Annotated in this window: 17 protein-coding genes and 1 pseudogene; 6 read left to right on the forward strand and 12 right to left on the reverse strand. The window is 75.1% G+C overall.

Annotation, left to right across the window (positions count from 1 at the left end; translation table 11 throughout):
* Positions 1-1,434, reverse strand: a complete 1,434-nt coding sequence (locus tag ACYQBY_RS21410; RefSeq protein ID WP_459645930.1) for a cytochrome ubiquinol oxidase subunit I — start codon at positions 1,432-1,434, stop codon at positions 1-3.
* A 103-nt stretch (positions 1,435-1,537) separates the two neighbouring features.
* On the opposite strand from ACYQBY_RS21410, the gene ACYQBY_RS21415 reads away from it, so the two are divergent.
* Positions 1,538-1,912 (forward strand): BlaI/MecI/CopY family transcriptional regulator, encoded by a 375-nt coding sequence (locus tag ACYQBY_RS21415; RefSeq protein WP_459645931.1) that lies wholly within the window; start codon positions 1,538-1,540, stop codon positions 1,910-1,912.
* A 31-nt stretch (positions 1,913-1,943) separates the two neighbouring features.
* A complete protein-coding gene (locus ACYQBY_RS21420) occupies positions 1,944-2,906 on the forward strand; it encodes a M56 family metallopeptidase (protein ID WP_459645932.1) in 963 nt (320 codons plus the stop codon).
* 27 nt (positions 2,907-2,933) lie between these two features.
* Here ACYQBY_RS21420 and ACYQBY_RS21425 read toward each other — a convergent pair whose 3' ends face one another.
* Both ACYQBY_RS21425 and ACYQBY_RS21430 read right to left on the reverse strand, forming a co-directional pair.
* A complete protein-coding gene (locus ACYQBY_RS21425; RefSeq protein ID WP_459645933.1) occupies positions 2,934-3,089 on the reverse strand; it encodes a hypothetical protein in 156 nt (51 codons plus the stop codon).
* Between the two features lie 53 nt (positions 3,090-3,142).
* Positions 3,143-3,961, reverse strand: coding sequence for an AfsR/SARP family transcriptional regulator (locus tag ACYQBY_RS21430; RefSeq protein ID WP_459645934.1), 819 nt, complete (start codon positions 3,959-3,961; stop codon positions 3,143-3,145).
* Between the two features lie 269 nt (positions 3,962-4,230).
* Here ACYQBY_RS21430 and ACYQBY_RS21435 point away from each other — a divergent pair, with 269 nt between their 5' ends.
* Complete coding sequence (locus ACYQBY_RS21435) at positions 4,231-4,509, forward strand: hypothetical protein (RefSeq protein WP_459645935.1); 279 nt, start codon at positions 4,231-4,233, stop codon at positions 4,507-4,509.
* Positions 4,510-4,533: 24 nt separating this feature from the next.
* Here the strand turns inward: ACYQBY_RS21435 and ACYQBY_RS21440 are convergent, their stop codons facing one another.
* A complete protein-coding gene (locus ACYQBY_RS21440; RefSeq protein ID WP_459645936.1) occupies positions 4,534-7,374 on the reverse strand; it encodes a helix-turn-helix transcriptional regulator in 2,841 nt (946 codons plus the stop codon).
* A gap of 153 nt (positions 7,375-7,527) precedes the next feature.
* Between ACYQBY_RS21440 and ACYQBY_RS21445 the strand changes: the two genes are divergently transcribed.
* Positions 7,528-9,405 carry a choice-of-anchor Q domain-containing protein gene (locus ACYQBY_RS21445; RefSeq protein ID WP_459645937.1) on the forward strand — a complete coding sequence of 626 codons (1,878 nt, stop codon included), beginning with the start codon at positions 7,528-7,530 and terminating at the stop codon, positions 9,403-9,405.
* Between the two features lie 49 nt (positions 9,406-9,454).
* Here the strand turns inward: ACYQBY_RS21445 and ACYQBY_RS21450 are convergent.
* Together ACYQBY_RS21450 and ACYQBY_RS21455 are read right to left on the reverse strand one after the other, a co-directional pair.
* Positions 9,455-11,512, reverse strand: a pseudogene (locus tag ACYQBY_RS21450) (M3 family metallopeptidase).
* 8 nt (positions 11,513-11,520) lie between these two features.
* Positions 11,521-12,552: a LacI family DNA-binding transcriptional regulator gene (locus tag ACYQBY_RS21455; RefSeq protein WP_459645938.1), complete on the reverse strand. Its 1,032-nt coding sequence runs from the start codon at positions 12,550-12,552 to the stop codon at positions 11,521-11,523.
* Between the two features lie 372 nt (positions 12,553-12,924).
* Between ACYQBY_RS21455 and ACYQBY_RS21460 the strand changes: the two genes are divergently transcribed.
* Complete coding sequence (locus ACYQBY_RS21460; protein WP_459646004.1) at positions 12,925-14,862, forward strand: PhoX family protein; 1,938 nt, start codon at positions 12,925-12,927, stop codon at positions 14,860-14,862.
* Between the two features lie 136 nt (positions 14,863-14,998).
* Here the strand turns inward: ACYQBY_RS21460 and ACYQBY_RS21465 are convergent, their stop codons facing one another.
* Complete coding sequence (locus ACYQBY_RS21465; protein WP_459645939.1) at positions 14,999-16,729, reverse strand: serine/threonine-protein kinase; 1,731 nt, start codon at positions 16,727-16,729, stop codon at positions 14,999-15,001.
* A 304-nt stretch (positions 16,730-17,033) separates the two neighbouring features.
* On the opposite strand from ACYQBY_RS21465, the gene ACYQBY_RS21470 reads away from it, so the two are divergent.
* The gene (locus tag ACYQBY_RS21470) at positions 17,034-21,383 is read left to right on the forward strand and encodes an FtsK/SpoIIIE domain-containing protein (protein ID WP_459645940.1); all 4,350 of its coding nucleotides are present in this window, start codon (positions 17,034-17,036) and stop codon (positions 21,381-21,383) included.
* A 110-nt stretch (positions 21,384-21,493) separates the two neighbouring features.
* On the opposite strand, the gene ACYQBY_RS21475 is transcribed toward ACYQBY_RS21470, so the two are convergent.
* The 5 genes from ACYQBY_RS21475 to ACYQBY_RS21495 all read right to left on the reverse strand — a co-directional run bounded on the left by ACYQBY_RS21475 (position 21,494) and on the right by ACYQBY_RS21495 (position 24,588).
* Positions 21,494-21,688 (reverse strand): DUF4926 domain-containing protein, encoded by a 195-nt coding sequence (locus tag ACYQBY_RS21475; RefSeq protein ID WP_459645941.1) that lies wholly within the window; start codon positions 21,686-21,688, stop codon positions 21,494-21,496.
* 7 nt (positions 21,689-21,695) lie between these two features.
* A complete protein-coding gene (locus ACYQBY_RS21480; protein WP_459645942.1) occupies positions 21,696-23,156 on the reverse strand; it encodes a DUF6883 domain-containing protein in 1,461 nt (486 codons plus the stop codon).
* On the reverse strand, positions 23,140-23,820 hold the full coding sequence (locus tag ACYQBY_RS21485; protein WP_459645943.1) for a hypothetical protein: 681 nt from the start codon (positions 23,818-23,820) through the stop codon (positions 23,140-23,142). Before ACYQBY_RS21485 ends, ACYQBY_RS21480 begins: the two co-directional genes overlap by 17 nt.
* Positions 23,817-24,173: a DUF6507 family protein gene (locus ACYQBY_RS21490; protein ID WP_459645944.1), complete on the reverse strand. Its 357-nt coding sequence runs from the start codon at positions 24,171-24,173 to the stop codon at positions 23,817-23,819. Before ACYQBY_RS21490 ends, ACYQBY_RS21485 begins: the two co-directional genes overlap by 4 nt.
* A gap of 76 nt (positions 24,174-24,249) precedes the next feature.
* Positions 24,250-24,588, reverse strand: coding sequence for a WXG100 family type VII secretion target (locus ACYQBY_RS21495; protein ID WP_459645945.1), 339 nt, complete (start codon positions 24,586-24,588; stop codon positions 24,250-24,252).
* Between the last annotated feature and the right edge of the window lie 144 nt (positions 24,589-24,732).

Below are 24,732 nucleotides of genomic sequence, written 5' to 3' on the forward strand. Positions count from 1 at the left end.
TCAGTAGGCGGGGGCGTCGGCGGGCAGGGCGTCGTGCTCGGGGACCCGCTGCGCCGCAACGGTTGCCGGGGCGGGCGGGTCCTGACGGCCGAGGTGCAGGACGAGCCGGAGCCACACGATCGCGATGACGCCGTAGACCACGGTGAAACCGGCGAGGGAGACGAGGACCTCGGGGGCGGTGAGCCCGGGGGAGATCCCCTCGGCGGTGCGGGTGAGCCCGAACGCGAGCCACGGCTGGCGGGCGGTCTCGGTGAACACCCAGCCGAAGGTGTTGGCGGCGGTGGGCAGCAGCGGCAGCAGCGGCAGGAACCGCAGCAGCAGCGACCAGGTGCGGCCGGCGGCGGGGACGCGGCCGCGGCGGGTGAACCACAGGTAGGCGGCGGCGAGCGCGGCGGCGGTCATCCCCGCGCCGATCATCCCGCGGAACGCCCAGTAGGCGAGCGGCACGACGGGCACGTAGTTCCCGGGCCCGAACTGCTGCGCGTACTGCGCCTGGAGGTCGTCGATGCCCTGCACGGTGGCGGTGGGGTCCCCGGCGGCCAGCACGGAGAGCAGGTAGGGGATCTCCAGGCTGACGAGCGGCTCGCCGCCGCCGGGGCGGTGGACGGCGAACACGGAGAACGGGGCGCCGGCGGTGGTGGTGTACAGGGCCTCGGCGGCGGCCATCTTCATGGGCTGCACGCGCGTCATGACCTTGCCGAGGACGTCGCCGCTGGCGGCGGTGGCGGCACCGGCCACGAGGGTGGCCCAGGCGCCGGTGCGCGCCAGGAGGGCGAAGGCGCCGCCGTCGGTGGTGGAGGGCCGCAGCCAGGTGCGCCAGGCGCCGAGGGCGAGCAGCAGCGCACCGCCGACCATAGCGGCGCCGGCGACGGTGTGGGGGAAGGCGGCGAGGGCGACCTCGTTGAGCATCAGTTCGCGGAAGCTGGTGAGGCGGGCGCGGCCGGTGGCGGGGTCGAGGGCGTAGGCGACGGGGTTCTGCATGAAGGAGTTGGCCGCGAGGATGACGTAGGCGGAGATCAGGGTGCCCACGGCGACGACCCAGATGGTCGCCAGGTGCAGCAGGCGCGGCAGGCGGCCCCAGCCGAAGAACCACAGGCCGAGGAACGTGGCCTCGAGGAAGAAGGCGAGCATCCCCTCGATGGCGAGGGTGGGGCCGAACACGTCGCCGTAGAAGCGGGCGAAGGAGCTCCAGGCCATGCCGAACTGGAACTCCTGCACGAGGCCGGTGACGACGCCGACGGCGAAGGTGACGAGCAGCAGCTTCCCGACGAGCAGGGTGAGCCGGTGGTGGCGCTCGTCGCCGCTGCGGTACCAGGCGGTGTGCAGCCCGGCGGCGGCCGCGGCCAGGCTGATGGAGAGCGGCACGAACAGGTAGTGGTAGATCGTCACGACCGCGAACTGCAGGCGGGTCAGGTCCAGCACGTCGGGTGTCACGGTGTCCCCTCCGGGGGTCGTCCACTACCTCTTGTCGTAGATACTACGCCTCGTAGTACGACGAGGTGCGTTGGATCCCGGTGAGCTGGGTTACAGTGGGCCGGTGGCGAACCTGGGCGAGCTCGAGCGCGACGTGATGGCGAGGCTGTGGGACGCCCCCGGGCCGCTCACCGTCCGCCAGGTCCACGAGCGCCTGGCCCCCGAGCGCGGCCTCGCCTACACCACCGTCATGACCGTGCTGGACCGCCTCGCCAAGAAGGGCGTCGTCCGCCAGGAGCGCGCCGACCGCGCCTACCGCTACGCCCCGGCGCAGACCCGCGAGGAGATGACCGCCGCGCTCATGCTGGAGGCCCTCGGCGCCGCACCCGACGGCGCCGCCCGGGACGCCGCCCTCGTGCACTTCGTCGGCCGCGTCGGCCCCGAGGGCGCGGCCGCCCTGCGCGCGGCCCTCGAGCGCGCCGGCGCCGGGCCCGCCTGAGCACCGCCCGGACCGCCGGGGACCGTCCGCGATGACCGCGCTCCTCCTCGGCGCCCTCGGGCTCGCCCTGTCCCGGTTCGTCCCGCCCGCGCTGGCCCGCGCCCGCTGGGCCGACCGCGAGCCCCGCGCCGCGGTGGTGCTCTGGCAGGCCGTGACCCTCGCCTCCGTGCTCGCCGCCATCGGCGTGGTGCTCGCCGCCCCCGAGGAGTACGTGCGCGCCCGCGGGGCCGGGCCCGTCGGGGCGCAGTGGGTCCTGCTCGGGGCGCTCGCGGTGGCCGCCCTCATCGTCGCCCGGCTGCTGGCGGCACTGGTCTCCGTCATGCGCGGCTCCCGCCGCCGGCGCGACCGGCACCGCCTCCTCGTGGACCTCCTCGACCGCACCGGGGAGCAGGCCGAGGGCCGCGGCGGCCTGGACCGCGGGCTCGACGCGGAGGTGGCGCCGGGCACGCTGCGGGTCCTCGACGGGCCGGTGCCCTTCGCCTACTGCCTGCCCGGCCGCTCCCCCCGCGTCGTCGTCAGCGACGGGGCGCTGCGCACCCTCACCGCGCAGCAGCTGCGCGCCGTGCTCACCCACGAGCGCGCGCACCTGCGGGCCCGCCACGACCTCGTGCTGGAGTCCTTCGCCGCGGTCCACCGCGCGGTGCCCACCCCACTGCGCAGCCGCACCGCCGGGGACGCCGTGCACCTGCTGCTGGAGATGACCGCCGACGACGCCGCCCGCCGCCGCCACGGCGACGAGGCCCTGCGGGCGGCGCTGGCCACCATGGGCTCCGCGCTCACCGCGCCCGGGGGCACCTCCGGCGACGGCGACGGCGGCCGCGACACGGAGCGGGAGCGCCTGCGACGGCTGCAACGCCTCTCCCCCGGCGCCCCGGGCCCCTCCCGGGCGCTGCGGGCGGGCACGTACGCGCTGGCCGCCGCGGTGCTGCTGCTGCCGACCGTGACCCTCGTGGTGCCGTGGCTGCTGGACGCCCGCGCGGGCTGGCCCCTGTGACCGGCACCCGGCCGGAGCGGGCGGCCCTCACCGCCCGGCGACGAGGGCCTGCACGGCCTGGAGCCGCACCGGCTCGGGGTGCACGGGCCCGGGGTGCACGGGCTCGCGGGCACCGCCCGCGAGGACGGCGGCCGCGGCGGCGGCGACGAGGGCGGCGGAGACTGCTGTCCTGCAACGGTTCACGGGAATCCTCCGGTGTCGTGGTCGGGCTGGGTCGGTCGGTCGAGGCGGGCGGTTCAGCGCGCGCGGAGCTCCGGGAAGGGGGCGGGCTCGACGTCGAGCTCGGCCATCCGCGTCCGGTAGAGGACGAAGCGGCGCCGGGCCTCGCCGTGCCGCTGCGCGCCGGCGAGGGCCGAGACGATCCCGAGGTGGGCGTCCTCGTCGAACGGGTCGCGCTCGAGCATCCGCAGGCGGTGCCCCACGGCGGCGTCGGTGTCCCCGTCCTCGTCGGCGCAGCGGGCCAGCGCCCGCAGCACCCGCCCGTGCTGCAGGGCGGCGGCCTCGCGCTCGTGCACAGCCCACTCCGCGTACGGGTCGTCCTCCAGCAGGTCCCCGCGGTAGGTGCCGGCGGCGCGCCCGAGCAGCGCCAGGGCCCGCGCGCGCTGCCCCGGCTCGCCGAGGAGGCGCAGGCCCGCGCCCGAGTCGCCCCAGAACCGCTCCAGGTCCACCCGCAGGGACGTGAGGTCGAGCCGGACGGCAGACCTGTCCGCGCGCAGGTGGTGCTCGGGCGGGTGCTCCTTGCCGGGGTCGAGGACGGCGCGCGCGGTCGAGAGCAGCACCGAGAGCCGCCCGGCGAGGCGCGGGGAGGACTCCTCCGGCCACAGCGCGGCCACGAGCACCTCGCGCGGGACCGGCCGGCCGCGCCGCAGCACGAGCAGCTTGACGAGGTCGCGGGCCTGCCGGGACTGCCACGCGGCGGCGGGCAGCGCCCAGCCCTCGCGCAGGACGGCGAACCCGCCGAGGGTGCGGATCTCCACGGGCGGGGAGGGTGGGGTGCCCGTGCCGCGGCCCGCGCGGCCGGCGAGGAGGACCTGGTCCCCACGTGCGACGCCCACGACGTCCTCCTGTTCTGCGCGCCCGGCGCGCCGTGCCGGCCCGGTGCCGGAGCGGCGGTGGGCTGTGCCACGAGCGTGCTGGCGGCGCCGGGCGGTTCCCACCCCCAGGACCCCCGAGAACCACCCCGCAGGCCCCCAGAGGTTTTCCCGGGCCGCGGGCTTCGGGGGGTCCTCCCGGACCCCTCGCGCCACCCCCGCGCCACGCCCGCGCCGGGTCGGGGCCGCGCCCGCGCCGGACCCGCGCGAAGGCGGCACGAGGAGCGGGCACCGTGGTCATCCCCACGCCGCCCGGCACGTGCCGGTACCGGGAGGCCACCGGCTCGGCGGGCCTGCGCTTCTCCTGGTCCCACGAGGCGGTCTTCGCGGCGTACCGGGACGCGGGCTCGCCCGTGCCGGGGATCGGCGACGAGGCGTTCCTCGACGACGACGACACCGTGTACGTCCACCAGGGCGGCAGCTGGTGGTCCGTCCACCTCGGCGGCACCGGCGGCGATCCCGGCGAGGCCTCCGTCCGCGTCGCCGGGCTCGTCGCCGAGCGCCTGGCCTGACGGCGACCGGCCCGGGGGGTGCCGCTACGAGCGGGCCGGCGCGTCCTCCGCCCAGGCGGCGGGGTCGCGGGGCAGGGCGGTGCGGCTGGAGATGCCGAGCTTGCGGTAGACGCTGGTCAGGTGGACCTCGACGGTCCCGCTGGTCACGAACAGCTCCGAGGCGATCTCGCGGTTCGTCATCCCGCCGGCCGCGAGCCTGCCGACGCGCAGCTCGCTGCTCGTCAGCCGAGCCGTCCCGGAGGCCCCCAGCCGCCGGGGCCGGGCACCGGCCGCGCGCAGCCCCGCCTCGACGACCGTGACGAGATCCCTGGCACCGCAGCGCATCGCGAGCTCCGCGGCCTCCTGGAGGACCTCCCGCGCCCGCAGCGGCGCCTCCTGCGCGAGGTGGGCGCGCCCGAGCTCGGCGAGCACCTTCGCCAGTTCCAGGCGGGCGGTGGAGGGCCGCAGCACGGCCGCGGCGCGCTCCAGCAGCTCCAGCCGGCGCGCCCCGTCGGCGCAGAGCGCGGCCACGCGCAGCGAGCGCCCCAGGGCGCGCGGGGCGCCCCACCTCTCGCTGAGGGGCACCTCCTCGGCGGCGAGGGCGGCGGCGGCGGCGCGCTCCCCGAGCGCGAGCAGGCACAGCGCGGCCTCGCTGCGCCAGGGGACGAGCGCGGGGTTGTCCCCGCCGTGGGCCCGGAAGCGCCGGCCCGCGGCGAGGGCGAGCGCGTGCGCCTCGGCGGGGCGTCCCTGCAGCCGGCGCAGCTGCGCCTTGACGTCCAGGTACCAGTACAGGAGCCCGTGGTCCTCGGGCGGTTCGCCGACGCCGCCCTGCAGGAGGGCCTCCTCCGCCTCCGCGAGCCGGCCCTGCTCCATCAGCGCGGCGGCGAGGAAGGCCGTGGCCTGCGGCCGGCCCAGCTCGATGCCGGTCGCCAGCACGGCCCGCACGCCCTCCCGGGCGTCGGCCTCCGCCCCGGGCAGCTCACCGCGGTACCAGCGGGCCATCGCCCGGTAGGTGTGCGCGGACAGCAGCGCGTAGTAGGCGCCCCGGGCCTGTGCCTGCTCGATCTCGCGGGCGAAGAAGTCCATCACCTCGGGGCGGTCGGCGGCCAGCAGCGCCAGGAGGCCGCCGTTGGTCGGGGCCTCGCCGTTGCACTCCTCCACCAGGCCGCCGTCGAGGGCCGCCAGCGCGCGCCCGACGTCGGAGGGGTCCCCCGCGTTGGCCGAGCAGCAGGCGATCACCGCGTCGAGGAGCCGAGCGCCGGTGGTGTCCGCCGGGGGCAGCGCGCGCAGGGCGGGCAGGCGCTCCAGCTCGTCGGTGTGCCCGGGCTCGCAGCAGACGACGCACAGGACGTAGGACTCGATCCGCCGGCTGAGGTCGTCGTCGGTGTCGGGCAGGCGCCGCGCGGCGGCGCGCAGCGTGGCGACGGCGGCCGTGGCGTCGCCGGCGTAGAGCTGGGCGAGACCGAGGGCCGCCTCCACGGCCGCACGCCGGTGCGGCTCGGCGGTGCGCCCGGCCGCCTCGCGGAAGCGGGCCACCGCGGCGACGACGTCGACGGTCAGCGCGACGCCCGCCGCCTCGACGAGGATGTCGAGGTGGTCCCGCTCGTCGGGCGGGGGTTCGAGGAGGCAGCGCTCCAGGTAGGTCCGGGCGCTGTCGGGCGAGCCGCGCCGGAAGGCGGTGCGGGCGGCCTCGCGCAGCACCGCGACGCTGCCCGCGTCCCCGGCGGGCGGGGCCTGGAGCAGGTGCGAGGCGACCTCCTCCGGTGCACGGCCGAGGTCCTGCAGGGCGCGGGCCGCCTCACCGTGCCGGCGGGCGACGTCCTGCAGGCCCATCGTGTCGTAGACCGCGGAGCGGACCAGGGGGTGCACGAAGGAGATCCGCGAGCGGGCGACGATGGGGTCGGCGGCGACGGAGACGACGTCGAGGCGGCGCAGGCGGTCGGCGGCGCTGAGGGTCCCGACGTGGTCCAGCCCCGCGAGGCGGGCCACGGCGCCCACCTCCGCGTCGCCGAGCACCGCCACGGCCCGGGCCACGTCCACCACCTCGCCTGGCAGCTGGCCCAGGCGCAGCTCCACGCGGCGGGCCACCGCGACGGGCCCCAGCCGCAGGGCCTCCTCCGCGTTGCCGGCGTCGGGGGCCAGGCCGGCCGCGGACATCGCCCGCGCGACCTCCTGCAGCAGCAGGGGGTTGCCGCCCGTGGCCCGGTGGCAGGCGCCGGTGAACTCCGGGGCGCAGTCGGCGGCCAGCGCCCGCCCCAGCAGCTCCCCGGCCGCCTCCCGGGAGAGGGCGCGCGGCAGCACCGGCAGGACCGCGGGGTCGGAGGTCACCGCGTGCAGCAGGCCGTCGTGCGCGCTGGGCTCCCCCGAGCGCACCGCCATGACGAGGACGAGGCGGGCCTCCGCCAGGCGCGGCACGAGGTAGCCGAGGAACCGCAGCGACGCCACGTCACCCCACTGGACGTCGTCGACGAGGAGCGCGACGGGCCGGCGCCGGCACAGCTCGGCGAGGAGGGAGTGCACGCCGTGCAGCGCGGCGAAGTCCCCGATGGGCCGCTGGCCGCCGTCCGGCGGCAGGTCGAGGACGGCGGCACCGCGCGCCGCGGCGCCGCCGAGCTGCTCGCGGTCCCCGAGGCGGTCCAGGGCCGGCTCCAGCAGCTGGCGGGCCAGCCCGAAGGCGTAGTCCCGCTCCAGCAGCGCGCCGCGGCCGGTGAGGACGAGGTAGCCGTCCTCGCGCGCCGTCCGCCGGGCCGCGGCCAGCAGCGTGGACTTGCCGATGCCGGCGGGTCCCTCCAGCAGCAGCGCCCGCCCCTCGCCCGTCGTGCCTTGCGCGAGGGCGGCGCGCAGGGCGCGGAGCTCCTCCTCCCGCTCCAGCAGCGTGACGTCCATCGGCTCCCCTGGTGCGGTGCGGCGGTCCCCGCCGTGAGCGTACGTGCTGGGCGGGCCGGCCCGAAGGATCCCCGAAGGCCCTGCTGCTGCACTGCCGGGGCGGCCCGGTGGGCCGCGCGGCCGGGGGGCCGCACCGGTGAGCAGGAGGTCGGAGTGGGTCGTGCAGACGTGCAGCCGCGCAGCGGTGGGCGCAGGGGGTGGCGCCGTGGTGAGCGCGGCGGGGGGGCGGCGCGGGGGCGGGCCGCCCGGCTCGTGCTCGCCGGCGCCCTGGCGGTGCCGGTCGTCGCGGGCGGCGCGGTGGGGGTGGCGCCCGCGGCGCAGGCCGCGCCGGGACCGGAGGTGACGCGGCTGTGGCTCGTGGAGGCCGCGACCGGCAAGCGCCTCACCGCCCTGGACCGGGACCACCAGGTCCTCGAGCTGCCCTTCCTGCCGGGCGGGCTGAGCATCGAGGCGGAGGCCGACGCGGAGACGGGCAGCGTGGTGTTCCAGGTCGCCTCCGCGCCGGTCCGCACGGAGGACGTCGTCCCGTACGCCCTGGCCGGCGACGCCGCGGGGGCGTTCACGCCGTTCGCGCCGCTGCGCACGCCCGGCGCGGTGAAGGTCGGCGCCCGGCCGTGGTCGCAGGACGGCGGCAAGGGCGTGCAGGGGCCGCTGCTGGAGCGGACCGTCCACCTGCGCCAGGCGGACCTCGTCGTGGACGACCCCTCGGACCGGGCGGACGCGGTCCCGGGCGACGGGACCTGCGCCCGCCCGGGCGTCCTGAAACCGACCGCGGCGGGGAAGGCCGCGGCGGGGAGGGCGAGCGCGGGGAAGGGCGCGGCGCTGGTGCTGCCCGGCGCCGGCGGGGTCGTGGTGCCGGGGATCGGGTCCGGCTGCTCGCTGCGCGCCGCGATCGAGGAGAGCAACGCGCTCCCGGGCCGGCAGACGATCGCCGTGGACGGGCGGGTGGGCACCTACCGCCTCACCAGGGGCGAGCTGCGCATCACCGACGACGTGGGGCTGCACGGCCACGCCGCCCCGATGGTCGACGCCGAGCGGCGCTCGCGGGTCCTGTCGATCACGGGGACGCCGCAGGACGAGCTCCTCGTGGACGTCAGCGGCGTGCAGCTCGCCAACGGGGTGGTGGACTTCACGGAGCGCGGCGGGGTGGTCTTCGTCGACGCCGCGCTGCTGCAGATGTCGCGCAGCTCGGTGCTCGGCGGCCAGGCGAACTACGGCGGTGGCATCTACCTCCAGCACGGCGGCGACCTCCTCCTGACGGAGAGCGTGGTCAGCGGGAACACCGCGGGCGAGCCCGGGGACTTCGACGGCGGCGGTGCCACCCAGCGCGGCGGGGGCGTCTTCAACCTCGGCGGGAAGGCCACGATCCGCTCCAGCGCGATCGTCGACAACCTGGCGGTGCGCGGTGGGGGGCTGTCCAACAAGGGCGGCACCATGACGGTGGAGAACAGCACGGTGTCGGACAACGAGGCCCTGAAGTCGGGCGGCGGCATCGACAACACGAGCAACGACACCGCGATCGGTGTGCTGCACGTGAACTACTCGACGATCTCGCACAACGCGGCGGGGGTCCTGCCGCACGTCGACCTGGAGGAGCGCAGCGGCGGCGGCATCCACAACGCCGCCAAGGCCTTCGTGGCCAACTCGATCGTCGCGCGCAACACCGACCCGTGGCAGCCGGGCGACCCGAAGCACGCCCCGGACTGCCGCAGCGCCGTGCCGAACGCCTTCAAGAGCCAGCGCGGCAACGTGGTCGGCGTCCTGTCCGCGACCTGCGACCTGCGCGACCACTCCTGGGGCGACACGTCCTTCGTGAAGCACGGCACGCCGGCCGCGCCGCTCGACCCGGGCGTGTCCGCCTGGCTGACGCACTGGCCGGTCCCGCACCACCCGCTGCTGGCGAGCAGCGTCGCGCAGGGCTGGGCCACGAGCTCCACGAGCTCGTTGCTGCCGTGCCCCGCGACGGACGTGGCCGGCCGGCCGCGCCCGGTCGGAACCCCGTGCGACGCGGGGGCCTACGAGCGCCCCTGACCCGGGCGGCAGGAGGAGCAGGGGCGACGGGGGCGTGGCCGCGGGGCGGCTACGCCCCTGTCAGCCCGCGCCGGCGCAGCAGCGGCTCGATCCGCGCGTCGCGGCCGCGGAACTCCCGCTAGGCGGCGAGGGGGTCGGCGGCGCCACCGCGCGCCAGCACCAGGCGGCGGAAGCGCTCGCCGTTCTCCCGCAGCAGCCCGCCGTTCTCCGCGAACCACTCCACGGTGTCGGCGTCGAGCACCTCGCTCCACAGGTAGGAGTAGTACGCCGCGGCGTACCCGCCCCCGAAGACGTGGTTGAAGTAGCTGCTGCGGTAGCGCGGCGGCACGTCCTCCAGCGCCACGCCCGCCTCCTCCAGCGCCCGCGCCTCGAACTCCGCCACGTGCTCCGGCGCGGCGCCGTCGAGCTCGCCGGGGCGCACCCCGTGCCACGCCTGGTCGAGCAGCGCTGCGGCCAGGTACTCGGTGGTCGCGAAACCCTGCCCGCAGCGCTGCGCCTGCGCCAGGGCCTCCACCGCACCCGCCGGCAGCGGCTCACCGGTGCGGTGGTGGCGGGCGTAGCCGGGCAGGACCTCCGGGGAGAACGCCCACATCTCGTTGACCTGCGAGGGGAACTCCACGAAGTCGCGCGGCACGGACGTCCCGGAGAACCGCGGGTAGCGCACGTCGGACAGCAGCCCGTGCAGGGCGTGCCCGAACTCGTGGAACAGGGTGGTCACCTCGTCCAGGGTGAGCAGCGCCGGGTCGTCCCCGGCGGGCGGCGGGACGTTCAGCACGGTGACGACGACGGGTCTGGTGCCCAGCAGGTGCGACTGCTGCACGAAGGACGTCATCCACGCCCCGCCGCGCTTGGCGGGGCGGGCGAACAGGTCCAGCAGGTACAGCCCGAGGGAGGAGCCGTCGGCGTCGTGCACCTCGAACACCCGCACACCCGGCGAGTACGCGGGCAGGTCGGGGCGCTCGGTGAACGTCAGCCCGTACAGGCGGGTGGCGGTGGCCAGGACGCCGTCGCGCAGGACCCGGTCCGCCTCGAACCAGGGGCGCAGGGCGTCGGTGTCCAGCGCGAGCCGCGCCGTGCGCACCCGCGCGGCGCACCACGCCCGGTCCCAGGCCCGCAGCGGCCCGGCGACGCCCTCGGCCGCGAGGACGCCCGCCAGCTCCTCGGCCTCGCGGCGGGCGTTGGCCACGGCCGCCGGCGCGAGGCGCCGGAGCACCTCCCGCGCCGCCGCGGCCGTCCCCGCGGTCTCGTCCGCCACGACGTAGGAGGCGTGGTCGGGGTGGCCGAGCAGGTCGGCCCGCTGCGCGCGCAGGGCCGCGATCCGCAGGAGCGTGGCGCGGGTGTCGTGCTCCCCGCCGCGCGCGCCACGGGTCACGGAGGCGGTGTGGACCCGCTCGCGCAGCTCCCGGTCGCACAGGGACGCCAGGACGGGCTGGGCGGTGGGCAGCGCCAGCGGCAGCAGGTAGCCGTCCAGGCCGCGCTCGCGGGCGGCCTGCCGCGCCCCGGCGACCTCCGCGGGCGTCAGACCGTCGAGCTCGCCGGCGTCGGCGACGTGGACGGCCGCGGCGTTGCCCTCGGCGAGCAGCGCGTCGGAGAAGGCCGCGGTGAGCTCCGACAGCTCGGCGTTGAGCTGCTTCAGCCGCTCCTGCCGCTCCGGGTCCAGGCCGGCGCCGGCGCGGACGGCGTCGAGGTGCAGGCGCCGCAGGAGGGAGCGCGTCTCCGCGTCGAGGTCGAGCGCGTCGCGGCGGGCGTGCAGGTCGGCGATGCGGGCGACGAGGCGCGGGTCCAGCCGGACCGTGTCGGCGTGGGCGGCCAGGCGCGGCGCGAGCTGCGCGTGCAGGGCCTGCAGCTCGGGGGTGGAGTCGGTGCCGAGGAGGGCGGAGAACACGGCGCCGACCCGGGCCAGGAGCCGCCCGGAGGCCTGCAGGGCGTCGAGGGTGTTGGCGACGTCGGGGGTGCGCGGGTCGGTGGCCACGGCCTCGACCTCGGCGAGCTGCTGCGCCATCCCGGCCTCGAAGGCGGGCAGCAGGTGCCCGGTGCCGATGCGGTCGAAGGGCGGCAGCCCGTGGGGGAGGTCGCCCGGGGTGGCGAAGGGGTTGCCGGCCGGCAGCGCGGCGCTCACCGGCTCCTGCCCGCCACCCGCGCGGCGGGGACGGGCCCGCTGCTGGCGCGCACCTGCAGCCGGGGCTGGAAGACGAGGTCCACGCCGGGGCTGCGGCCGGAGATGAGCGCGGACAGCCGCCCCCACGCCTGCTGGCCGAGCGCGGCGTGCGGGACGGCGGTGGTCGTCAGCGCGGGGGTGGTGTGGCGGGCGAACTGGATGTCGTCGAAACCCACCACGGACAGCTCCTCGGGCACGTGCACCCCGGCCTCCTGCAGGGCGCCGACGATGCCGAGGGCGACGAGGTCGTTGTAGGCGACGACGGCCGTGGCACCGGAGGCCAGGACCTCCTCGCGCGCGGCCGCACCGTCGGCGACCGCCGCACCGCAGGCGATCTGCACGATCTCGGCGTCGCCGGCGACGGAGCGCAGCCCGGCGAGCCGGTCGGCGTCGGCCGCGGAGCTGGGCGGGCCGGCGAGGTAGGCGATGCGCCGGTGACCGAGGTCGAGCAGGTGCCGCAGCAGGCCGCGCGCGCCCTCGGCGTAGTCGACCACGAGCGCGGGCGCGCCGGAGCCGGGCACCTCGCGGTGGACGAGCACCACGGGCGCGAGGCGGGGCAGCAGCTCGGCGAGCTCGTCGGCCGGCATGCGCGGGGAGGTCAGCACGAGGCCGTCGCAGCGGCGGCGGGCCTCCCCCGCCAGGACGGCCTCCTCGGCGACGTCCTCGGCGGTCTCGGCGACGAGGACCCGGTACTGCTCGGCGGCCGCCGCCCGGCTGAGGCCGCGCAGGACCGCCTGGAAGGCGGGGTTGCCGAGGTCGGGGACGACGAGGCCGATCGTGTACGTCCGGCCGATGGCGAGGCTGCGGGCGGAGGAGGAGGGGACGTAGTCGAGCCGCTGGGCGGCCTCCCGGACCCGCTCGGCCAGCGCGGGGTCGACGGTGGACAGGCTGTTCATGACCCGCGAGACGGTGGCCCGGGACACGCCTGCGGCGAGGGCGACATCGCTGATCGTCGCCCTCGGGACGGCGGGCCTGTCGCGTTCGGACACGGCGACTCCTGAAGGCTCTGGGGGCGGGCCACGACCCTAGCAACGGGCTCCCGGAGCACGGCAGGTGTTCACAAAACCACCCCGAGTGAGATTATTGATAAGGGCAGGCAAACCTCAGAAGATATCACCCGGATGGCACTTCACGTCGGGTTCACCACGGCGTCACCACGAGGACGCCGGACCTCCCCGGGGGCGTGCCTACCTTCTCGGTGCGCCCGCCCGCCCACCCGGGACCGGGGCGGGCGCGGACCACCCGGTGCGCCCGCCCCGCACCGTTCACGACCAGGAGGACCTGTGACGATCGCCCCCGGAACCCGCCCGCTGCTGTCGCTGGCCCTGGCCGGGCACGAGCCCGCCGGCAGCCGCAGCCGGATGACGTGCCACTACCGGTGCGGTGACGCCTGCGCCCAGCCCGTCCCCAACACCACCGACAACGCCTACTTCGGCGACGTGGTGCGCTCCGTCGTCTCCCGCCGCGGCGTCCTCGGCGGCCTGTTCGCCCTCGGCGTCGCCGGTGCCGCCGTCGCCGACGCCGACAGCGCCGCCGCGGCCGGGCACCACCCGCTCGCCGACCCCTACGCGCCGCGCAAGGCCGTGCAGTTCGAGGCCATCGCGCCCGTGCCCCGCACCGTCGACTCCTTCGAGGTCCCCGCCGGCTGGACGTGGGCGCCGCTCATCTCCTGGGGCGACCCGATCCTCGCCGAGGCCCCGGACTTCGACTTCGAGGAGCAGAGCGCCGCCGCGCAGGCCGCGCAGTTCGGCTACAACAACGACTACACGACGATCGTCCCGCTGCAGGGGCAGAACCGCGCCCTCCTGGTGTGCAACCACGAGTACACCAACGAGGAGTTCATGTTCCGCGGCTGGACCGGCGCCGGCGCCGCCACCGAGGAGCAGCTGCGCATCTCCATGGCCGCCCACGGCATGTCCGTCGTCGAGCTGCGCCGCCACGACCGGGGCGCCCCCTGGGCCTACCTGCGCGGCTCGGCGTTCAACCGCCGCGTCACCGCCACCACCGAGTTCACCGTCACCGGCCCCGCCGCCGGCTCGGCGCTGCTGCGCACCAAGGCCGACCCCACCGGCCGCAAGGTCCTCGGCACCCTGAACAACTGCGCCGGCGGCACCACCCCGTGGGGCACCGTCCTGTCCGGCGAGGAGAACTTCAACCAGTACTTCAAGGCCGTCCCCGGCTCCACCGACAAGGCCCTGGCGCGCTACGGCATCACCAGCGGCGGCCGCGGCTGGGAGAGGGTCGACCCGCGCTTCGACGTCGCGCAGGAGCCGAACGAGCCCAACCGCTTCGGCTGGGTCGTCGAGATCGACCCGTCCGACCCCACCTCCACCCCGCGCAAGCACACCGCGCTCGGCCGCTTCAAGCACGAGGGCGCCACCATCTCCATCGCCGCCGACGGCCGCGCCGTGGCCTACTCCGGCGACGACGAGCGCTTCGACTACCTGTACAAGTTCATCTCCTCCGAGAAGTTCCGCCCCGGCAGCTCCCCCGCCGCCCGCAGGCACAACATGACGCTGCTGGAGGACGGCGACCTCTACGTCGCGCAGTTCACCGGCGACGGCACCGCCGACGGCCGCTACGACGGCACCGGCCGGTGGATCCCGCTCGTCGAGGGCGGGCGCTCGAAGGTGCGGGGCTTCACGGTCGAGCAGGTCCTCGTGCACACCCGCCTCGCCGCCGACACGGTGGGCGCCACCAAGATGGACCGCCCCGAGGACGTCGAGCGCAACCCCGTCAACGGCCGCGTGTACCTGGCCTGCACCAACAACACCCAGCGCGCCACCGAGGGCAAGCCCGGCACCGACGAGGCGAACCCGCGCCCGAAGAACAAGGACGGGCACGTCGTGGAGATCACCGAGGCCGGTGACGACGCGGCGGCGAGGACCTTCTCCTGGAACCTCGTCCTCGTCTGCGGCGACCCCGCCGACCAGAGCACCTACTTCGGCGGGTTCGACAAGAGCAAGGTCTCCCCGATCTCCTGCCCCGACAACGTCGCGTTCGACTCCGCCGGCAACCTCTGGGTCGCCACCGACGGCAACGCGATCGGATACAACGACGGCCTCTACGAGGTCACCGTCGACGGGCCCGAGCGCGGGAAGGTGCGGCAGTTCCTCTCCGTGCCCGTCGGCGCGGAGACCTGCGGCCCCGTCATCTCCGAGGACGGCCGCACCGTGCTCGTCGCCGTGCAGCACCCCGGGGAGACCGACGGCGCCACCATCGACGCGCCGGCCTCCCGCTTCCCCTACGACAGCACCGGGCGCCCGCGCCCGTCCGTCGCGCAGGCCTGGAAGGTCTGACCCTGCGGGCGCACCGCCGGGGGATTCCCCGGCGGTGCGCCGCCCGTGGTGCGGGCACCGGCGGGGCGGGGGCGCCGCCGGTGCCAGGGGTTCGGGTCGTGGCCCCACCTGCCGCAGTCGTTCGCGACCTCATGGCCTACGAGCAGAAGCTGTCCGTCTCCTTCTTCCACGCGAAGTCCTGGGCATCGGTGTACACCGCCACCCATGCCGTGTAGCAGGCACCCGGCCGCGCCAGGGCCATGCCGGTGTAGACGAAGTCGTCCTTCTCGTCCTTGGCGTAGAGGGCCCTCCCGTCGGCGTCGCGCAACTGCACGGACATGCGGCGCTCCGTTCCTCCCTCGGTCGAGATCTTCGCCCACACGGTGCCGCAGCGGGGCGACCTGACCAGCTGCAGCTTGGCGAGCAGGTCACCTCGGCTCGACTGCACGTCCACGATGGGGGCGACGCTCTCGTGGTCTGACGTGCACTTCGCAGCTCCGAACGGACTGGCGCCTTCGCACCCCTCACCCGGGCACTGTGGCTTGGCGGGGGGCGGGGCGGGCGGCTCCGGGGCAGGCGCCCTCGGAGCAGGCGGCTCCGGAGCAGGCGGCTCCGGGGCAGGAGCCACCCTCGGTTCCCGCGCGCGGGGTTCGTTCTGATCACCTTCGGGACCGGGAGCGATCGTGGGTGCCTGTGGCTGTTCGGCGCCGGGCCCTGCGGCCGGTGGCGCGGGAGGTACGGAGGGCAGGGGCACCGACGGTGGCGCAGTCGTGGGCTCCGATGGCGTGGTCTCAGGAGCTGCAGCGGGGGACGTGGGACTCGCCGTCGCGGAGGCAGAGGGCCGCGCCACCGCGGCCGATCCACCTCCGGTGAGGGTGGCGGTGGTCGCGGCAGCGGCGGCGATGGCGACGGCAGCAGCCGCCGCTGCCGGCCACAGCCACCGGCGGCGCCGAGGACCCCCCTCGTCGCCCTCCTCGTGGGATGGTTCGGCAGGCTCCCGACCGGGACGGGATCGCAGCTCGGTGAGCTGCTGCTCCGTCGGCGGATCGGTGCGCGGTAGCGCCGGTGCGTCCGCGAGGACGGCCGCCACGGCCACCAGCTGATCTGCGAGCACCTCGGCGGTGGGGCGCCGGTCCGGGTCCTTGTCGAGGCACCGTTCGACGACGTCCCAGACGTCGTCGGGGAGGTCGTCCGGACGCTGGGGGCGTTCCTCGAGGTGCTGCTGCATGAGCGCGGCGGGGTGGGCTGCGCGGAAGGGCCGCCAGCCGAGCAACACCTCGAACAGCACCACCCCCACGGCGTAGACGTCCGCGGGTGCCTGTGCCCTGTGCCCGCGCAGGACTTCGGGCGCCACGTAGTGCGGGGTACCCATCAGCTGGGAGCGGGTCCGCCCGGTGGAGGTTTCGCCCAGCACCCCGGCCAGTCCGAAGTCGGTGAGCAGGGCGGTACCCGGACCACCCTGCTGGTCGACCACCAGCACGTTCTCCGGCTTGACGTCGCGGTGGGCCAGGCCGGCGGCGTGGGCCGCGGCGAGGGCGGTGGCGACCTGACCCAGCAGCGCGCACGCGCGACCCGGCGGCAGCGGCCCCAGGGCGACGAGCAGCTGCCGCAGGTCCGAGCCGTCGACCAGGTCCATCACCAGTGCCACACGCTCGGCGTCGACGACCGTCCCGTGCACCCGGACCACCCCGGGCAGCACGCGGTTCGCCAGGACGTCCCCCTCGCGCAGGAACCTCGCCCGCGCGTCGGGGTCGTCGGCGAGCTCGCTGCGGAGGACCTTCAGGGCGATGACGTCCCCCGACGTGACGTGCTGGGCGCGCCACACCCGGCCCGACGCGCCGTAACCGATCTGCTCGAGGAGACGGTAGTCCCCCAGCTCGTTGGACACGTGCACCCCCGTGCGACCGCCGCGAATTGCTGAGCGTCATCCATCCGCTGCGCTCCGACGCACAGCGGCTTCCACGCTACGCCGGATGGGTGATCGTCGGGCCGATCCCAGAGAACTCGGCACGCTGCCGCGGTGAGACGCGGAGGGATGTGGCGAAACTGGTCCGTTCTTCGCCGGAGTGATACCCACCAGCGCTCCCCACCCCCTAGCGTGCCCTTGGCGACGGAGGAAGCGGGGTGGTGGACGTGTGGAGCACGCGGTCGTCCGACGGGTCCGACGCGGCAGCGGCGCCGGGGCGCTGACCGTGCGTCTCTCCCTCTCCGTGCAGCACCCGGCGGACCACGCCGAGGACGTCGTGGTCGACGCCGATCCGGACACCCCGGTCAGCGCGCTGCGGCACGCGCTCTCCGGGACAGGTGACGCGGGCCCGGGCCACCTCTGGGTCGCGGGACGACTGGTGGACGGGACGTGCCGGCTCGCGGACAGCCCGCTGCGCGACGGCGCGGCCGTGAGTCTCGCCCCCACGCGCGCCGGAGGACCCCTGCGTGGCCGCCGGTGGTGGCTCCTCGTCGTGGGTGGCCCCTGCAGCGGAACGGTGTTCGACCTGCGTGACGGGGACTGGATCCTCGGCCGTGGTGGTGACCTGCGCGTCGACGACCCCTCCGTCTCGCGGCGGCACCTGCGCGTGCGCGTGGCGGGCGACGAGGTGTCGGTGGAGGACACCGGTTCTCGCAACGGCACCCTGCTCGACGGCGAGCGGCTGCGCGGATCCGTCGAGCTGCGACCGGACCAGATCGTGCAGACCGGGGACACGTTGCTGGCGCTGGCGCCGGCCCGGCGCGCCGATGCGGCGCTCGAACCGGCGGGCGACGGCACCGTCGCCTTCAACCGCCCTCCACGCCTCCTGCCGGCGACGCGCGACGTCGCGGTGCAGCTGCCCTCCGAACCGGGCGCCGAGCACCGGCGCGCCTTCCCCCTGATCACGATCATCGCCCCGGCGGTCATGGGTGTCGTCATGGCCGTGGTCCTGAGCAACCCGATGTACCTGCTGTTCGCGACGATGAGCCCGCTCATCGCGGTGGCCAGCACCGTGTCCGACCGGCGCGCGGGGCGGGTGTCGCACCGCAGGCAGCACGAGGAGTACGAGCGGGAGCTGCGGGAGCAGCGCGCACGGCTGGAGGAGGCGCGCCTCGAGGAGCGGGCTGCCCGCCGGGCCGAGCACCCGGACCCGGCGCGCACCGCCCTGACGGCAGAGCTCCCCGACCGGCGCCTGTGGGAGCGCCGGCTGCACGACGAGGACGCGCTCGTGGTGCGCGTGGGCAGCGCGGACCTGCGTGCGCGGGTGCAGGTCACCCGCGCGGGAGGCGGGCGCGGCGAGGACGTGCCCGAGGTGCTCGTGGAGGACGTGCCGGTGACGGTGCCCCTGCGCGAGGTGGGGGTCATGGGCGTCGCGGGGCCTCCGCAGGTGGTCCGGGCCAGCGGCCGGTGGATCGTCGGCCAGCTCGCCGTCCGTCACTCCCCCGTCGACGTCACCGTCGTCGTGCTGACGGAACGCGGCACCGCTGCCGACTGGTCGTGGTTGCGGTGGCTGCCGCACGCCCGGCCCGGCGACCCCCAGGGCCCGGTGGCGCGGGTGGGCAACGACAAGGAGACGGTCGCCGCGCGGGTGGCCGAGCTGCTGGCCCTGGTCAAGCACCGGCTCGCCGAGGCCGGCAGCACGCCGCTGGACGCGTCCGCCTTCGGTGCCGTCGTCGTCGTGCTCGACGGGGCGCGGACGCTGCGGACCGTTCCGGGCATGGCGCAGGTGCTGCGCGACGGCCCACGGGTCGGGGTGGTGGCCGTGTGCCTGGACGAGCACGAGCGGCTGCTCCCGGGCGAGTGCCAGGCCGTGGTCGCCTTCGACCCGGAGGAGCCGGCGCTCGTGCGCGTCGCACGGTCGGGCGGCGATGCGGTCAAGGGTGTGGTGGCGGACCAGGTGTCGGCGGCGTGGGCCGAGCGCCTGGCACGGGCGCTGTCCCCCCTGCGCGACGTGAGCGGCGAGGAGCGCGAGAGCCGCCTGCCCACCTCGGCCCGGCTGCTCGAGGTCCTCGGGCTGGAGGAGCCGACCGGTGAGGCGGTGGCCGCGCGCTGGGCCCTGTCCGGCCGGTCCACCCGGGCGGTGATCGGCGTGGACGACAGGGGACCGTTCGCGCTGGACCTTGGCGACAACGCCCACGGTCCGCACGGTCTCGTCGCGGGCACCACCGGCTCGGGGAAGTCGGAGCTGCTGCAGACGATCGTCGCATCCCTGGCGGTGGCCAACCGGCCGGACGCCATGACGTTCGTCCTGGTGGACTACAAGGGTGGCAGCGCGTTCAAGGACTGCGTCCACCTCCCCCACACGGTGGGCATGGTCACGGACCTGGACACGACGCTCGTGGAGCGCGCGCTCACCTCGCTGAAGGCCGAACTGCAGCGGCGGGAGCACCTCCTGGCGGGCGCCGGCGCAAAGGATTTGAAGGACTACGTCGACCTCCGCGCCCGCAACCCGCTGCCCGCCCTGCCCCGGCTGCTGCTGGTCATCGACGAGTTCGCCTCGCTGGCGCGGGAGCTGCCCGACTTCGTGGCGGGGCTGGTGAGCATCGCCGAGCGCGGGCGTTCCCTCGGCATCCACCTGCTGCTGGCCACCCAGCGCCCGAGCGGGGTGGTGTCGGCCGCGATCAGAGCGAACACCAACCTGTGCATCGCGCTGCGCGTCACGGACGACTCCGAGAGCTCCGACGTCATCTCCGCTGTGGACGCCGCCCGCATCCCCCGCTCCACCCCGGGCCGCGCGTACGCACGGCTCGGGCACTCCTCGCTGGTGGCGTTCCAGGCGGGACGCGTCGGCGGGCGGCGCCCGGGGGCGGTGGCGACCTCCGTGCGCCCGCCGTTCGTCGCGCCGCTGGACTGGAACGGCCTCGGCTACGCAGCACCCGAGCCGCCGCCGGTGACGGCACGCGACGACGTGGAGGTGACGGACCTGTCGGTGCTCGTCTCGGCGGTACAGGAGGCGGCGCGGGTGGCTCGCGTGCCCCGACAGCCCAGCCCGTGGCTGCCCGCGCTGCCGAAACTCCTCACCGTGGCGGAACTCCCCGCGGCGGGAGAAGCGGCCGGGGACCTCGCTCCCGTCCCCTACGGCGTGGAGGACCTGCCTGCCGAGCAGGTGCAGCGCGCCGTCGTGTTCGACCCGGCCCGCGACGGGCACCTGTTCGCGATCGGGGCACCCCGCAGCGGCCGGTCCCAGCTGCTGCGGACGCTCGCCGCGTCGATCGCCCGGTCGCACTCCACGGCGGACGTGCACCTGTACGGCATCGACTGCGGTAACGGGGCCCTGCTGCCCCTGGTGAACCTGCCACACGTCGGGGCCGTCGTGCAGCGGACCCAGGGTGAGCGGGCCACGAGGTTGCTCACCCGCCTGAAGGCCGAGGCGGAACGCCGCCAGGAGGTGCTGTCCACGGGTGGCTTCGCCGACATCACGGAGCAGCGCCGGGCCTCGTCGGCGGAGTCCCGTCTGCCGCACCTGGTGGTCCTGCTGGACCGCTGGGAGGGTTTCCTGCCCACGCTGGGCGAGCTGGACAACGGGCAGCTGCTCGACGTCGTCCTCGCACTTCTGCGCGAGGGCGCCTCGGTGGGCGTCCACGTCGTCATCACCGGTGACCGCAGCCTGCTGTCCGGGCGCGTGGCGACCCTCACCGACGACAAGCTGGCCTTCAGGATGGCCGACCGGGGCGACTACTCGGTGCTCGGCCTGAACGCCAGGAAACTGCCCGAGGACGTCCCCCCGGGACGTGCCTACCGGGCCGAGTCCGGGGTCGAGACGCAGATCGCGCTGCTGGCTCCGGACGCCACCGGCGCAGGCCAGGCCACGGCGATCGCCGCCATCGCGCAGGACGCCACGGCCCGCGACGCGGGCGTACCGCGCTCGCAGCGCCCGTTCCGGGTGGACGTCCTGCCCAGCACGGTGACGTTCGAGGAGGCGTGGGCGCAGCGAGACGGCGAGACGGGCCCGTTGTTCGGCCTCGTCGGCGTCGGCGGAGACGACCTGCGCGCTCTGGGCCCCGACCTGTCCCGCTCCGCTCCGGCGTTCGTGGTGGCGGGGCCGGCCAGGTCCGGGCGCAGCACCCTGCTGCTGTCGATGACGAGGTCCTTCCTGCGCGGGGGCGCCCTGGTGGTCGTGGTAGCGCCCCGCCCGTCCCCGCTGCGGGATCTAGCAGGTGTCGAGGGCGTTCTGGACGTTCTCACCACCGCGGACCTGAACACCCAGGTGCTGGAGGACCTGCTGACGATGGCGGGCGGAAAGCCGTTCGCCCTCGTCATGGACGACGCGGAACTCCTGAAGAACTGCGACGCCGCCGACCTGCTGCGTGACCTCGTCAAGGGCGCGACCGGCCCCGACCGCGCCGTCGTCCTCGGCGGCAGCGCGGACGAGATGTGCAGCGGCTTCTCGGGGTGGCAGGTCGAGGCCAAGCGGGCACGTCAGGGGGCGCTGCTGTCGCCGCAGGGGCTGGGCGACGGGGACCTGATCGGGGTTCGGCTATCGCGCGACGCAGTGGGTGGGCCGGTACAGCCAGGACGTGCGCTTTTGCATCTAGGTGACGGTCAAGCGTCGATCGTCACCGCCCCGACAAGGTAACCATCAAAATCAAGCTTCACCGGGCCGCAGCGCAGTCAGCGAGACGGCAGCTTGGCGATCCACCCCGACCAGGAAAGTCACTGAATATTTCGAGTACGAGAATTTTCAGGTCAGCCCCGAATTGGTCGCACATCCGTTTCGATAACAGTCAACAAGGCCACTGTCTGCCCGCTTGAATCGACAAATTCCACCTCATAACCACGCGGCTCATCGAGGTAGACCATGAGAACTACGCCTCTCGTGCCGGCCGCGAGCCCCGAGTCATGAGAATGCACCAACTCGACGATGTCATATTCTTGCAGCATGCTTCCTCTACTTCTTGGCCGGGATCGCCGTGATTAGCCGCACCACGTCATCGTTATTGCGGATCCAAGCGAATGTGACGTCTATTACGCGACCGTTCGCGCCATGGATGGCGATGACTTGAGTGTACTTCTGGCCGTGTGCAGTCAGTTCTGTGGGCACTGCATTGGAGGCGTCGAAGCGAACCTGGACTGCCAGGGCCTCTACATTCTCCCTGGTGAACCCGAGCGCCTGGCGGAACCAGGCCGCCTTCTCCTTGCCTAAAGGATGATCCGGGTTAAGCAGGTACCGATCCAACTTCTCGTTCACACTCGCCGCAGTAGTCGGCGGGAGTTGCTGCACCGTTGGGGCAGATCGCTCGGCGGAAGGGGTCGCGTCTCTGTCCGCACGACGAAAACGACGTCGCACAAACTTGACTGCCTCGTTGACGCGATCACGGAGCGCGGTGGCTGCTTGGCGCAACTTGCCACCGACCGCCCGCGCAGCCTTGCCCGCCCATAGGCCAACTGCACGCACACCACGTCCAAGGCTCTTAAAGATGCGACCAGCACTCCCGAGCACCCTGCCTCCCGGGACGAATGCGAGCATCTCCAGCCCGACGTCCCAGATGCTGCCCTCGCCCTTGCGCCACCGGATGATGCTGTCCACCAGCAGCGCCGCCCCGGCGACGGCCAGGATCCCCCACACGACCGGCCCGCCGATGAACAGCGCGACGACGCCGACCACCACCGCGACGACCTTCGCGACGGTGACGGTCACCCTCCACACCTTCTTGCCGACCTCCTTGAGGTCGTGCCAGAAGGAGTCCGGCTTGATGCCGGCCTCGGAGGCCTCCTGGAGCTGCGTCGCGGTCCTGTTCGCCGCGTCCTCCCGGATTTCCTGCGCCTGCAGGGCGAGCCGGCGCGCGAGGGACAGCTCGTCCTGGACCTGGCCGATCCGGTCGTTGAGGGAGCTGACGCGGGCAGCGGCGTGCTGCGCGTTGCGCACGGCCGCCTGCACCTGTGCCGGGTCTGGCGGACAGACTCCGGGCGCGGGTGGCCCCGCCAGGATCCTGGCGTTCCCGCTCGCCGCGGCGTCGGCCATCTGCGCGGTGGACAGCTGCCCCGAGAGCGCCGCGATCGTCTCGCGGGCCTCCCGCCCCCGCGCGAGAGCGCGGTCCGCCTCGCCCTGCGTCATCTCCAGGGTGTCGGCCCAGTAGCGCAGCGCGTCCGCTGCCTTCTCGTAGGACGCCGCGACCTTGCCGAGCTTGTCGGGCAGGTCACCGATCGCGGGCCGGAACGCGTCAGCAGCCGCACCCACCCACGTCAGCACCGCCTGGTCCCCCGCGAGCGAGCGGACCTCCCGCTCCGCGGTGGCCGCGTTCTCGCCGGTCCCGCGCGCGGAGGTGCTCAGCCGGCGCACCTGCCAGGGCTCACCGGGCACCGGGTCCCCGGGCAGGGCCAGCACCCACCAGTCAGTCGGGCGTGCCACCGTCGTCCTCCTCGTCCACGGAGGCCGCCGCCTCGTCGTCGAGCAGTTCGAAACTGCCGCTCACCGCGTCGAACAGGTCGAGGAACGGCTCGGCCAGGGCGAGCACGGGGCTGGTGCAGGTCACCAGGGCCACGCGGTTCACCCCGGGGACCGGAACCATCGTCAGCATCGAGACCACCCGCACCCAGCCGGCCTGCTCGGGCAGCTCGACGTCCTCGACGCCGTAGGTCCGCGCCGCCTGCCCGACCTTGGGCAGGTCGACGACAGTCACGCGCGTCCACGTGTCGTCTTCCGAGCGGGCCTGCTTCTCCTCCAGCGGGTCGAGGATCGCGCTGAGGCGGTCCTCGTCCGCGCTGTCCGCGGCCAGCGGCCCCTGGACGAACGACACGGTGACGTTCGCGGTGACGGGGCCGTCCTCGGTCGGTTCGACCATGCTCGCCGAGTAGACGGCCCCCGCGTCCCACGCACGGCGGGCCTGCTGCCGGAGGAAACTCGCGATGGCCGAGCGGTGCTCGCGCAGGTCGGGGACCTCCCGCGTCTGCTGCTCGAGCACAGCGCGGATGGAGGCGTCCCGCAGGTGCGGTCGCAGCTCCAGCTCGTACCACTCGCGCGGGACGCTGAGCGCGAAGCCGGCGGCGCCCTCGAGCGCAGGGCCCGCGCTCACCGCTGCGCCGGCGTGGCGGAGGCGGGAACCGCGGTCGCGGCGCACCGGTCCTGCTGCAACTGCTGACCCACCCCGCCGACGGCGGCGCCGAGCTGCTCGTCCGCCGACCGGTACGCCCGGACGGCTTCCGTGACCATGGTCGCGAGGGCCTCGGCGTTCTCGGAAACCTTCTTGCGCCCGTCGCGCCAGTGCTCCTCGAACTCGTCCAGGGCCGCGGTCACCCGGGGATGACCGAGAACCTCACCCTGTCCGGAGAGGTTGTTGCGCGCCGCGTCCAGGTCCTCCTTGACCCGGCGCAGTCGCTGCGCGAGGCCGTCGAGGCCGTGGAGGTCGACGGTGAGACGGTCCGCCATTCTTCCCCCCGACGTGTCGGCCCACCCGGGCCGGGGCGCGTGCACCGCGCCGGCGGCCTCCGAGCGGGTTCTGCCGCTACCTGCCGAGCCGACTCGCCAGCGTGGCGTCGGTCTCGCGGAACGTCTGTGCGGCCGTCTTGAGGTACTGGCTCATGCCCTCCAGGCCCCGGATGGTCTCCGTGGCACCCCGGGTGAACTCGTCGTAGGACGCCTGGAACGACTTGCTCGACGTGTCGGTGACGTACCCGCCGCTGACGAGGCCGTCCACGAGCCTCTTCAGCTCGGTGAGCTTGCCCTCGATGTCCTGCTGGCCGGCGGTGAGCCGGCCGGCAGCGTCTTCCATCTCCTGGTACGTGACGTTGACGTTCGCCATGATCGCCCCCTCGCCGCGCTCCGGCATCGCACCGCCGGGCACCCCCGCCCACCGCCGACCGGTGCGCACACGGAACGCTAGGGCAGCCGTGTACGCGCTGTCACGAGTTTCTGCCGTTTCCGCTCGCACCCGTGCGCAGGGTCCTCGGCGGCGCGCACGATCGGTGATCGAACGCGTGGTCACCAG

It is taken from the genome of Kineococcus anabasis (assembly GCF_054590795.1).

Coding starts and splice junctions, on each gene's coding strand:
- ACYQBY_RS21475 (WP_459645941.1), bottom strand. CDS start 21,688: ATGCTGCAAGAATATGACATCGTCGAGTTGGTGCATTCTCATGACTCG.
- ACYQBY_RS21460 (WP_459646004.1), top strand. CDS start 12,925: ATGACGTGCCACTACCGGTGCGGTGACGCCTGCGCCCAGCCCGTCCCC.
- ACYQBY_RS21490 (WP_459645944.1), bottom strand. CDS start 24,173: ATGGCGGACCGTCTCACCGTCGACCTCCACGGCCTCGACGGCCTCGCG.
- ACYQBY_RS21420 (WP_459645932.1), top strand. CDS start 1,944: ATGACCGCGCTCCTCCTCGGCGCCCTCGGGCTCGCCCTGTCCCGGTTC.
- ACYQBY_RS21440 (WP_459645936.1), bottom strand. CDS start 7,374: ATGGACGTCACGCTGCTGGAGCGGGAGGAGGAGCTCCGCGCCCTGCGC.